At 46.9% G+C, this 13,415-nt stretch carries 6 protein-coding genes; all 6 read right to left on the bottom strand.

Annotated features, from left to right (window positions below):
* Window positions 1-130 precede the first annotated feature (130 nt).
* Complete coding sequence (gene pyrD / locus N5E87_RS09435) at window positions 131-1,150, bottom strand: quinone-dependent dihydroorotate dehydrogenase (protein ID WP_011622457.1); 1,020 nt, start codon at window positions 1,148-1,150, stop codon at window positions 131-133.
* A gap of 62 nt (window positions 1,151-1,212) precedes the next feature.
* Window positions 1,213-6,057: an NAD-glutamate dehydrogenase gene (locus N5E87_RS09430; RefSeq protein WP_089067964.1), complete on the bottom strand. Its 4,845-nt coding sequence runs from the start codon at window positions 6,055-6,057 to the stop codon at window positions 1,213-1,215.
* Window positions 6,058-6,322: 265 nt separating this feature from the next.
* Window positions 6,323-8,638 (bottom strand): MMPL family transporter, encoded by a 2,316-nt coding sequence (locus N5E87_RS09425; protein ID WP_086904710.1) that lies wholly within the window; start codon window positions 8,636-8,638, stop codon window positions 6,323-6,325.
* Window positions 8,639-8,669: 31 nt separating this feature from the next.
* Window positions 8,670-9,680 carry a YCF48-related protein gene (locus tag N5E87_RS09420; RefSeq protein WP_279775273.1) on the bottom strand — a complete coding sequence of 337 codons (1,011 nt, stop codon included), beginning with the start codon at window positions 9,678-9,680 and terminating at the stop codon, window positions 8,670-8,672.
* A gap of 54 nt (window positions 9,681-9,734) precedes the next feature.
* Window positions 9,735-11,099 carry a DUF1329 domain-containing protein gene (locus N5E87_RS09415; protein WP_086904712.1) on the bottom strand — a complete coding sequence of 455 codons (1,365 nt, stop codon included), beginning with the start codon at window positions 11,097-11,099 and terminating at the stop codon, window positions 9,735-9,737.
* 12 nt (window positions 11,100-11,111) lie between these two features.
* Window positions 11,112-13,157: a DUF1302 domain-containing protein gene (locus N5E87_RS09410; protein ID WP_086904713.1), complete on the bottom strand. Its 2,046-nt coding sequence runs from the start codon at window positions 13,155-13,157 to the stop codon at window positions 11,112-11,114.
* Window positions 13,158-13,415 lie beyond the last annotated feature (258 nt).

The following is a 13,415-nucleotide window of genomic DNA, read 5'->3' as shown; positions in this document are numbered from 1 at the left end:
AAAAATACAGATTAGTTAACAATTACTTAGTAGATCTATTTAAGGATCTTAACTGCGATCTATTGATCGTTTTAGATCGCAGTTAAGATAAATGATCGTAATTTAGATCCCTATTGAGATCTAAAGATCATTATTTTAAGCGGTAAGCTTCAACAATTTCTTTAATTAACTTTGGACCTTGGTAAATAAAACCTGAGTAAATCTGTACCATAGTCGCGCCCGCATCAAATTTAGCTAACGCATCTTCTGCGCTGTTAATTCCACCCACACCAATGATCGGGATCTGACCATTTAAACAGGTGGCTAATTGTTTGATCACTTTAGTTGAAAGCTCAGTCAATGGTTTACCACTTAACCCACCACTTTCATTGGCATTCGCAAGGCCGCTAACACCGTCACGGGTTAATGTTGTGTTAGTCGCAATCGCGCCATCAAACTTGTTTTTAATCAAGGATTGAGCAATATTTTCGATTTCTTCCGTGGTTAAATCAGGCGCAATTTTAAGGGCAATTGGCACATACTTTTTATGTTTCTCGGCCAACTCAAGTTGCTTAGTTTTTAATGCGCTTAATAATTCGTCTAATAGATCGCCATATTGTAGCGATCGTAATCCGGGTGTATTCGGTGATGAAATATTCACCGCAATATAGGCTGCATAGGGATACACTTTGTCCATGCAGATCAAATAATCGTCTTTACCCTGCTCTACTGGAGTGTCTTTATTTTTACCAATATTGACCCCAACCATGATATCGGTTTTCTTTGCGATCAAATTTTTGACCAGATTATCGACACCCTTGTTATTAAAGCCCATCCGATTGATGATCGCCTTTGCGGGTTTTAATCTAAATAAACGGGGTAAATCATTACCGGGTTGTGGTCTTGGGGTCACTGTACCCACTTCCACATGACCAAATCCCATCGCATGAAAGGCATCTATCGATTCGCCATCTTTATCCATACCTGCGGCAAGACCGACAGGATTAGGAAAAGTCAGTCCCATAAAGCTGACGGGCGCGGGCGCAATATTCTGGGCATAAAACGCATTCAATGGACTATTACCTGTCATTTTCAGGCTGCCAATGGCTAAATTATGCGCTCGCTCAGGATCCATCTGAAACATGACTTTCTGTGCGATTTTATAAAACATGTATTTTCCTCGACCTAAAAAAAGCCCCGGCGATCGCCAGGGCTTCTGATTGTTATAAAAGTTTACTTATGGCCTTCACAATGAAGGATCAGAAGGTTCAGTTCACGCAGGGCGACAGAGAACTTAGCAAACTCATGGCTTTGCGACGTTTTGAAGTCAGCGAGCATATGGAACCATCTTTCCAGTAGGGCTTGATTGGTATCAATCCACTGAGAAATAACGCTTTGAGCGTCACAGGTTGCACTGCATGTTCTTAAGACCACTGACGTCAACGCACGTTGTTGCCAATCCAACTCTTCCCTAAAGGCTGCACGAGCCAGTGCTTGCCAATGGTTTGCCACAGGCTGTGCACTGATCTGCTCTAGGAACCAATGCAGCTCAACGCGGGCACCGAGTTTGAAATATGTCTCGGCAACGAGCTCAACTGTTTTCTCTTCGGCTTGGGCAATTTGCGCAATATCCAGAGCCGAGAACAGTGTGCTCATGTTAGCCACGACGGTCGCCACATTCTGAGGCACATTCTCTTTGACAAGAGCGTTGATCTCAGCTTGGATACCCGCCGCTTCTTCTTCTACCAAGTAAGAATGAACATTCGCTTTGATTTGTTCAAATACGGGTTTGAAGAAGGCTACAGTTTGCTCGATGCTCCAAGTACGGTTGCGGTGACGCAGGAACCAGCGGCATGCACGGCGCATGTTGCGACGTAATTGATGCAGCATTTCGCCCTGAACCACAGCAGGAACAATACCGTTTAAGTCAGTGATCGCTTTAGTTAATTCAGCTAAACCAAACACTTCGCGAGCCATAGTGTAACAAATTGCCGCGTCGGCAACTGAGGCTCCAGTCTCATCTTGCATACGTTGAACAAAGTTCAGACCCATGTCGTTGACCAATTCGTTGGCCAGTGACGTGGCAATGATTTCACCGCGCAGTGGGTGCGTCACCATTCTGTGGCTGTACAGTTCCTGAAGTTGTTTCGGGAAGTAAGCAATCAACAGTTGGCTCAGCAGTGTATCTTCGGTGATTTCTTGAGTCAGTAACTGCTCTTTCAGTACCATCTTAGCGTACGCCACCAGTACCGATAGTTCAGGACGCGTTAAAGCGCGGCCATTGGCTAAACGTTCTGCCAGCTCTTCTTCCGATGGTAAGAATTCTAAGGCGCGGTCTAACTTGCCTTCTTTTTCCAAATACTGGATAAAGCGAATTTGCTCTTTTAACTGCTCAGCACCACGGACTTGGGTGACAGAAATCGTACGGGTTTGATCTTTACAATCCTGCAGCACGATTTGGCCGACTTCTTCGGTCATCTCTTCCAGTAAACGGTTACGTTGCTTGAGTGTCAGTTCACCCTCTGCCACTAATGCGTTTAATAGAATCTTGATGTTAACTTCGTTGTCAGAACAGTCCACACCACCCACGTTATCCACGAAGTCAGTGTTGATACGACCGCCGTTAGCTGCGTATTCGATACGACCTAACTGAGTACAACCTAAGTTACCACCCTCGCCCACGATCTTGGCGCGCAGTTCGCGACCATTGACACGCAGAGCATCGTTAGCGCGGTCGCCCACTTCTGCATGGGTTTCGCGTGATGACTTAACATAAGTACCAATACCACCGTTCCAAATCAGATCCACTGGCATTTTCAGCAGTTCTTTCATCAGCTCAGTCGGAGTCATCGACGTCTTTTCCGTTTCCAGCATTTGCTTCATTTCAGCAGACAATGGAATGGACTTAGATGAACGCAGGAAGATACCGCCGCCCTTAGAAATCAGCTTGCTGTTGTAGTCTTCCCAGGTTGAACGTGGCAGCGCGAATAAACGGGCACGTTCTTCATAGCTGGCAGCTGTATCTGGATTCGGGTCGATAAAGATATGCATGTGGTTGAATGCAGCCACAAGTTTTGTGTGCTTAGACAACAACATACCGTTACCGAATACGTCACCAGCCATGTCACCAATACCTAAACAGGTAAAGTCTGTAGTTTGACAATCGATACCCACTTCGCGGAAGTGACGTTTAACCGATTCCCAACCACCTCTGGCCGTGATACCCATTTTCTTATGGTCGTAACCGTTACTACCACCCGATGCGAACGCATCGCCTAACCAGAAGTTATATTCTTGCGAAATGGCGTTAGCGATGTCAGAGAAGGTGGCAGTCCCTTTGTCTGCCGCGACCACTAAATATGGATCATCTTCATCGTGACGGACCACATCTACCGGGTGAACGATTTCACCGTTAACGATGTTATCTGTGATATCGAGCAGCGCACGGATAAAGATGCGGTAACATTCTTGACCTTCGGTGAAGAAGGCTTCGCGGCCACCTTCAGTAGGCAGTTGTTTACAAACGAAACCACCTTTCGCGCCCACAGGCACAATTACGGTGTTCTTCACTTGTTGTGCTTTTACTAAGCCAAGCACTTCAGTACGGAAGTCTTCACGGCGGTCAGACCAACGCAGACCACCACGAGCCACTTTACCGTAGCGTAAATGCACACCTTCAACCCGTGGCGAATAAACGAAAATTTCGAATTTCGGCAACGGACGCGGCATTTCAGGAATTAACGAAGGCATGAATTTAAACGAGATATAACTCTTAGATTCGCCTTTGGCATCCAGTTGGTAGAAGTTAGTACGCAGCGTGGCGTTAATCAAATCGAGGTAACGACGGATAATACGGTCATCGTCTAGGCTCGATACTTCGTCTAAACGTAGGTTGATCTGCTCCATAAACTTGCCCAGAGTACGGGTCTTCAGTTTTGGATTGAACTTACGAATAAACATTTTCACCAACAAATCAGCGATTTGTGGGTAACGGCCGAAGGTTTCTTCGATGTAAGCTTGGCTGAATGTCGCATCGATTTGACGCATGTACTTAGCGTAAGCACGCAGTACTGACACTTCACGGCCTGTTAAACCTGACGCCAGAATGATGCGGTTAAAACCGTCATCTTCTAGTTTCTTTTGCCACACTTGAGAGAGTGCAGTTTGGAATCTGTCTTGGCTGTCGGCAATATTGTCGGTATTAGTGACTTTAACCGTCATTAAGAAGTCTAAGATCCAGAAGGTAGAACCGTCTGAGGTCGTCACTTCATAGGGACGCTCGTTGATCACGCGCAGACCAAAGTTTTCCAGCATCGGCAGCACGTCAGAAAGATGGATTGGCTCATCTTTATGGAATAGTTTTAAACGCACTTTGTTGTCGTTCAACGCTGCTTCCTGCGGTTGATAGAACAACATGCCTAACTTGTGTTCGTCATCCAGTGCTTCAAGCTGTTGCATATCCACAACGGCAGAGCTTGGTAATACGTCTTCTTTATAGCTTTGTTCGAAGGCGTTAGCGTAACGCTTCATCAGATGAGTACCGGCTTCTTCACCTAAGGCGGTGTTTAGCGCGGTATTTAACTTATCTTCCCACGAGCGTGCCGCTTCAATTAAATTGTTTTCAATGGCAGCCACATCTACATCCATATTATTGTTATCAACTTTGACAATGTAGTGAGTACGGGCCAGGGTTGACTCGGAGAAATACGTCGTAAACTCTACATCTTCTTTGCTGTTGAAATGCTGAGCCAGAATACGTTGAGTATCTTGGCGAAGTTTAGTGTTGTAACGATCTTTTGAAACGTACACTAAACAGGATAAGAAACGACCGAAACCATCTTTGCGAACAAAGAGTTTCAGTTTGTCCCTGTCTTGCATCTCGAGCACACCGTGCGCCGTGTGTGCTAAATCATCAACATTGGCTTGGATTAGCTCATCGCGCGGCAGGTTTTCGAGAATGTTCAGCAGGGCTTTATAGTCGTGAGAACGTGGCGTTAAACCTGAACGGTCTAATACGCGCTGGACTTTTTCGTTCAGCAGCGGGATCTCACGTGGGCTGCGGTTATACACATTTGAGGCGTACAAACCGATGAATCTATCTTCACCGACCACATTGCCTTTCTTGTCAAAGCGTTTGATACCGATATAGTCCACATAAGCAGGACGGTGCACGCGGCTCTTGGCGCTGCTCTTGGTCAGGATCAGTAAACTGTGGTCTAAGGCTTCTTTACGGGCACTGTCAGAGAAGCTTGATAATAATAAACCTTGCTCTGGCTGAGTCTTATGGTGCTTATTCATTAAGCCTAAACTAGAGGCCATATTTGGCACTAGTTCGACGTCGCCTTCAACGCGTTTTAAATCGTATTGACGGTAACCCAGTAAGGTAAAGTGATGATTATTAAGATAAGTTAAGAAGTTAATCGCTTCTTCTAACTCTTGCTTCTCACCGGGGAATGGACGCTTAGGTAAATCTTTAATGGTCTCACTCAGCTTAGCTGACATCGCGCTCCAGTCGTTGACTGATGCAGCCACATCACCCAGCACAGATTGGATTTCGCGCTCAAGGGCTTTGATATCCACACTGCTGCTTTGACGGTCGATTTCAATCAGGAAAACGGCAACGTGTTCAGTGCTGTCAGGGCTTTGATTCAGGTAAGTGACTTTAGTTACATCCTGGGCTGAACGCTCAATCGCCAGCGGAGTGTGTAACATCATGTGAGCCGTAATACCCATACGATTCAATGCCATACCAACTGAATCTACCAGGAATGGCATGTCAGGTTGGATAACTTCAATGATCGAATGAGTTGATTGCCAGCCGTGTTTTGACTGACTTGGATTGAATACTCTGAGGTGAGTCTCCCCTTTCGGGGTTTTGTTTAGTGCATTCCATAAACTGAGAACCGCACCATACAGGTCGCTGTCGTTACGCGCATTGAGGTCGTCTTTCGACATGTGGGCATAAAGGCAGGTCGCGAACTGTTCAACTTGCTTGGCTTGTGAATTAGGGACTTTAGCGTGAATTAAACTGACTACATTTTCAAGTAGTACTGAAGGCATTGCATCTTTCAAGGCCATGTTGCTGTTTCCTTAAGCGTCTATGGCAGCGCTTTTTTTCATTATTTGGATGCTTCGGCTTAACGATCTCAGAAAATTAGTGTGATCCAGATCGTCGCGCGAAGTTTATTACTAAATCCTCTGTATTTCGAGGAAAATTTTAGTGGTACATCCTCTGTAAATCCAGCCAGAGCGTAAAGATGTGATAACAGGTGAGCAAAAAATCAAAAAAACAGCGTTTATATTCAAAGACAATGGGGAGTCAAAAACTCCCCATTGTTTGTAACTACTTAGCCTGCCGCCAGAATACCGCTGCCAGTGCTGGCAGGATAATTATGGCGCCCAACATATTTACCACAAACATGAAGGTGAGCAGGATCCCCATGTCCATTTGGAACTTAAGCGCCGAGAAAAACCAAGTGCTCACCCCAATCGCCAACGTCAGTCCTGTGAAAATCACCGCACTGCCCCGCTCGACTAACGCTTCATAGTAGGCTTGTTGTACTGGCATCCCATTCGACAACTTAGATGACATGGTCGACAGGATATAAATACCGTAGTCAACACCGATACCCACACCGAGGGCGATAACGGGTAAAGTACTGACTGCTAAGCCAATATTGAGTTGAGTCATCAGCGCCTGTGCCAGCGTGGAGACCACGTAAAGCGGAATAATCACCGCGACTGTCGCTTTTAATGACTTAAAGCTGATAAGACAAAGCACAAATACCGCGCCATACACATAAATCATCATAGGTAATTGGGCTTCCGCCACCGCTTCGTTGGTCGCCGCCATCACCCCAACAGGACCAGATGCTAGCTTAAATTGCAGCTTGTCATTGTCCATTTTGGCCGCGACCGCTTTCACCTTAGCGACAACAGTTTCAATGGTTTCAGCCTTATGATCCTGCATAAATAGATACACAGGCATCACTGAGCAATCACCATTTAACAAGCCCGATGTCGTAGGGATCTGGCCAATCGCCTGTACTAAACTGGCGGTCGTACGGGGCAGTACTTCCCATCTTGGGTTGCCTTCGTTAAAGCCCGCATTCACTTTTTTCGCCACCGAGGCCAAGCTAACTGTCGATTCAACACCAGGGGTATTACGCACTAACCATTCAAACTCATCAATTTGCGTCAGCATATCGTGGTAAGTACAGGCCTCTGGGCTCGCTTCCACAATCACAGTCATCACATCGGTGGTGATAGAAAAGTGATCGGTAATAAAGAAGGTGTCCAAGTTGTAGCGAGAATCTTGGTGTAAAGCCGGCGCGCCGCCCTGCAGATCGCCAATTTTCATCTGATTCGCCTGTTGCAGACCTGCAAAATACAAGGCAATGGTCGCCGCAATCACTACCACTGCGTATTTCGGCGTAGCAAATTTGGCAAGGTAGCGCCAAATTGCCTCGGCCCGCACTTCATCCGAGGTCGGCACGCCCTGTGGTGCAACCTTGAGTTCAGTGAAAGAAATCACTAAAGGCAGAAGGATAAGGTTAGTGAAAATAATCACGCCCACACCGAGGGAGGCCGAAATGGCCAGCTCACGGATGATACCGATATCAATGGATAACAGTGTGATGAAACCAACCGTATCAGAAAGCAGCGCCACCCCACCAGGTACCAATAAACTGCGAAACGCAGAAGCCGAGGCCGCCTTAGTGGTTTGTCCGTCCATCACGCGGCGTCTGACCGCGTTGATCATCTGCACCCCGTGACTCACCCCGATGGCAAAGACGAGGAATGGCACCAGAATTGACATAGGATCTAAGCCAAAACCAATGACCGTCAGTAAACCCAGCTGCCAGATCACCGCCGTTAAGCTACAGACTAATGGCAATAAGGTCAGGATAAGTGACTTGGAAAACAGGTAAACCATTACTGCCGTAATCAAAATGGCAATCACGAAGAACAGCAATACGCCTTTGGCGCCATCGGCCACATCACCCGCCATCTTAGCAAAACCGATAATATGGATTTTCACCTTATCGGTTTCATACTTACCGCGAAGCTCCTTCTCCAGCTGAGCGGCAAAGGCGATGGTATCTAAGGGCTTACCCGTTTGTGGATCAAAGTCCATCAATTGAGCCGATACCATAGCGGCACTATAATCGTTGGCGATCAAGCGTCCCACAATGCCTGCTTTTTCAATGTTATCGCGCACCGTGTTTAAGCCCGCTTCGGTGGTCGTGAAATCGGCGGGGATCACAGGGCCCCCCGCAAAACCATCTTCCACGACTTCGGTAAAACGGGTCGAAGGTGAAAATAAAGATTTCACCTGTGAGCGGTCAACACCTGGAATAAAAAACAGCTGATCGTGAACGTTTTTCAGGGTGTCGAAAAAGTTAGGGTTAAAAATATTGCCGCTGGTATCTTCCACCGCCACCATAATGCTATTCGCGCCACCAAAATCTTTTTGATGTTTGAGGTAGGTTTGCATATAGCTATGATTAAGCGGAATATTTTTAATGAATGCCGCATCCATTTTTAATTGGCTAGCTTGGTATCCCAAAAAAACCGTCAGCAAAATAAAAATGCTCACCACCCAAGCACGGTTGCGGAATAAAAATGACTCAAATCCGTTGACCAGTTTTTCTAACATCTTATCGGCCCTGTTATTGTTGTTTTATAATTTATGGCTTAAGTGTAAGTAGCCCTTGGCTACCCGATAACCACACATTCCCTTGGTTATCTTTGGCAATCGAAACTAAGTTTTCCCCCTGGCGGCGAGTGACAATACTCGCACTATCATCCTGATTTAGCTGGATAACGACGCCGGCATTCCCCACAAGGTACAAGCTAGTATCTGAGCTCACCAAGGCGCCATTGATGGATGACTGCACAGGCATTTCAATCTCATCCCATTGGCCAAGGCTCAAATCTGCTTTAAACACGTGCCCCCTCAATCCCATTACGTAGACCACATCCTGCAATTGAATGGCATTGAACATAGATCCGTCGTAATCAAACCCCGTACGGGTAAAGGTTTGGCCCTTATCGGCCGACACCGCCACAAGCCCAAGCTCTCCGACTAATAACAAACGACCATCATTGAGCACGATCATCCGATTAAAATGCGGCAGTAACGAGGCGCGCTCGGTCAAATAAGCGGCTTGGTCGCTATGCTTTAACTCAGCCAAATAGGACACGTCTTCTTCGGCCAGCAACTCTTCGTGGAATTCTTCCGCCCAGGTCTTGCCGCCATCATGGGTTCGGTAAAACAGTCCGTAAGCGCCAATGGCCATGCCGTCCTGCTCATTGAGAAACAGCACATCGAGGAAGGGTTTTTCGATTTCGCTCGACTGCATTTGTAACGACCATGTCAGGCCGCCATCTTGGGTGTGCAAAATAGTGGCATCGTGCCCCACTGCCCAACCGAGTTTTTCATTTAAAAAGAACACTTTTGTCAGCTGCGCCGAGGTTGGTGTCGGCACTTGTTGCCAAGTGTCATTCAGCACGAGCACATGGCCACGCTCGCCCACGGCGACCAAACGCTGTCCCGCATGGGCAATATCTAACACTAAAGAAGATGCCGCTAAGGGCTGAATTTGCGGGAAAGTCTCAGACACCGCAGAAAATGAAGGGGAAGAAAATAAACAACCAACACTGATTGCAGCGGCGCATTGAAGGATGCGAAACGACATACAAACTTCCTTAACTAATGAGGGGCGCTTAGCGCCCCTTTATACCGTGGCTGATTAACGGATACCTTCGCGACGCAGCGCGTCTGGGGTGAAGTTCGCTTCACTCAACTTGGCATCGAAGTTATACATTCCACTCTGGTTGTCTAAGCCCATGGCCAAATAACGACGGGACTGCAGATCGTGGAACACTTCTAAGGTATCCCACTGTGTTGGGACTTCGTAGTAGTTCAAGCCGTGGGCAACCGCCACACGGTAGAGTTCATCACGGTTGTCATACAGATCGGCAATCGATACTTGCCATGAGTCTTCGTCAAGATACATCACACGCGTTTTGTAGATGTGGCGCATACCATCTTTCAAGGTCGCCTTCACTTCCCATACGCGGTGTTTTTCCCAACGGACAAACTCAGGATTGATATGACCGGGTTTTAAAATCTGGTCATATTTCAGCTTATCTGAGTGCAATTTGTAGTCGTTGTAAGGAATATAGATTTCCTTCTTGCCCACAAGCTCCCAGTTATAACGCACGGGTGAACCGTTAAACATGTCGAAATCATCTGTGGTGCGCAAACCATCGGATACGGTACCCGGTGTATCAAAGGCAACGTTTGGTGCTTTACGAACACGGCGCTGACCTGTGTTATAGGTCCATGCTTGGCGTGGCAGCGCCTCTTGGTCCATGGTTTCTTTCACTAACAGTGCAGTACCAGCCAAACGAGCAGGCTGAGTCACCACTTGTTTAAAGTAGAACAGCGTGTTGCTGGCCTTTAACTGATCAAGGGTGATTTCAGGGCGAGAATACTCGAAACGAATTTCCTCAGCGGTTTCCACTAAGGTGTAGCTGCCATCGGCCGTCGGTGCCGCTTGGCTACGTGAAGTTTCCACATCCACACCACGGAAGCGCAGGATATGGTTCCAAATCGCTTCTAAACCATTGGCTGGGATAGGGAATGGAATACCAATCGATGCGCCCGCAATACCATTACCCTGTGCAACTAATTCAGCGCGAGTGGCGTTGGCTTTTGTCGCATCATAGACAAATTGTGGCACTGATGCGCTGCGGCGCGTTTTGTACACATTCATCTTGTAAGTGTCTGGGTAAAGCTCGAACAGTTTCATTTGACCTGGGGTCAAGAAATCCTTGTATTGGGCTTTATTCGCATTGGTAATAGTGAATTCAATTTTATCCTCAGGGAAAGGATCGGGGTGATGCATTCCCTTGGTATATCCAGCAACTGGCTTAGTAATACCGCCATCCCAAGCGGGAATAGAGCCATCGGCATTGCCGGCTTTTTCTGCGCCTAATGGCGTTAATTCGTTACCTAATTTAGCGGCCTCGGCTTCAGATACCTTTGCCATCGCTACAGGTGCTACAAGGGCCATCATCACGGCACTTGCCAATATCGACAGTTTCTTCATTGTTATAGTCCTTTAGATCGAATACTTGATATTGAAAGAAATATAATCACGATCTGACATCGCGTTGGTTGTTCCTACACCGCCAAAGAAGTTGTTGTAGGATAAGTCTGCGCCCCAACGATTTTGGTATTCAAAATTCAGACCCAAGGCCACTGACTTACGTCCTTCGGTAAAGAGGAACATAGGATCAGGCGTAATACCGTCGACATCGTGTGAGAAAATCAACCGAGGAGACATGTTCACGCCCGCAAACAAGTTGTTAAAGTCCGCTTTAGCCACCAGACGGTATCCCCAAGCAAAATCCGTTGGGAATGGGTTGGTTTCTGGACCATTATGCAGCGCTTGGATGATGCCAGGCATATCGGGATTACCGCCAGAACGTGCAGTACCAGGGCCATTGAGACGCAGTTCATCAAAACCTGGCATATCGTGGATCCATACCCCACCGACTTCGGCCAACATCGTCAAGTTATCCAATCCCAAGGTAGGACCGAATAAGTGAGTGAAAGTGACTTGCGCTTGAGTGGTATCGAGGCGGATAAAACCGTCAACGGTTTCGCCAGGTTGTACGCCATCAATTTGAGAAATGCCGTCGAAGTCGGGGCGAATGCCCGCGTTGGCTAACTGTTGTGGCATACCCGCAAACAGCAGTTCTACGTCATCGATTTGCAGCGGTTCGTCTTGGCGGTGAGCGATTTCAGCACCGACTGAGGTATCGCCCAATGAGGTGTTAAAGCTGAAGCCATAGAGTTTAATGTCTTCAGGGTAAACAATTTGCGCCTTAGAGAAGCTCTTTAAGCTGAGCAGCAATTCGCGGTTAATATCTCCCGCGTTTTGACCCAGTACCGCAAGATCTGACAACAGAGCGCCAGTGCTAAAGTCGGCAGCAGTACCGCTGATCAGCGGACGACGGCTGTGGTAGTTCATAAAGTAGAAACCAAACTCGGTATCGCCTAACTCAGGGGCGTAATAACCTAGCTTGATACCATATTGGCCACTGTTGCTTGGCGCTTGCTCATCTTGCACTAACGTCACTTTCGTTGGATAAGCTAAGGCCATAGCAGCCAACTGATCCGTCGTAGGTTGACCACTGGCGATCATCCCTGCCAGTTTCTGATATTCCTGCGTTAAGAAGTCTAAATTGATGTCTGGGTTGGCGTTGAAGCCTAACTGTGCGTTCTGGTTATAACCACCGTAACCGGCGAAATCGTTAGTCGCAAAAATTGAACCAGGGGTTGGGATCCAAACGGGTTCCCAATCATATTGATAGAATCCTTCTACCGATAGGTTTTCGGTGATCCCCAATGAGGCCCACACCATACCCTGAGGACGGAAGGCTTCTTTGAGTTCCGCGCCTGGCGCGTTCAGGATGTTCAAATCGACTGGGTTGATTTCACCAATACCGTGGGCGATCAGCGTACTTTCCCCCCAAGAAACCACTTGGTTACCCACACGGATAGACAGCGGGTTGGCACCATCGTTTAAATCAAAATTCGCGTAGACGAAGGCATCCAGCAGACGGATGTCCTTACATTGCACTTCAGAAGCCTTACTGTCGCGGCAAGGATCGTATTCTTTCCCTGTTAACGGGTCATTGAAGTCGTAGTTACCATCGTTTAGCTTACGATCGTAAAAATACATACCACGAACGAATAGACCATAGTTCTCATACTTAAGGGATAACTCGTGTAATCCTTTAACGATTTCGGATGTAGTATCACCTTGAGAATAAAGTAAATTACTCAAATCGTTGTTGCTAGAATAAGAACCAGGTTGTGCCCAAATCTCAGCAGAAGTATATTTAGTTTTGGTACTGTCAAACGCTGTGTAGTTTGACCAATCAAACTGTGGCTGGTTTACCTTACCAATTTGTCCATCCCAATCGCGCTCCCCTACACGCCAACTGGCACCAGCAGTCCAAGTCGAGTCAAAAGTCCCTTGTATCTCCCCCCAATCGAACGCAACCGCATTAACATTCGACACCATCAATAAACTCAATGCCGACGCCACCCCCAAAGCAAGCGCCGACTTGTTAAAACTTTTTTTAACAATTTTCATTTTAGCTCTCCGTACCCTGCTGGATTCTTTGTTTTAGGAATTACAACCAACATCTTGTTAGCTCACAGGTAACATCATTGTTACAGCAATTAATCCCCATGAGCAAGGAACAGTTAGAGAAAATTTTCTAAAGAATTAAGCACGTAGACACATTTATGTCATCTACTACAGGGATGGGATTTAAATTAGAAAAGCAGAAGATTGAAAAGCGCGGGAGAAACCATGCAAAAAACTTTATATTTCATTAACATAATCACA

This window comes from Shewanella sp. GD03713, from assembly GCF_029843705.1.
Taxonomy (GTDB): domain Bacteria; phylum Pseudomonadota; class Gammaproteobacteria; order Enterobacterales; family Shewanellaceae; genus Shewanella.
This window is presented reverse-complemented; position numbering and strand designations above follow the sequence as displayed.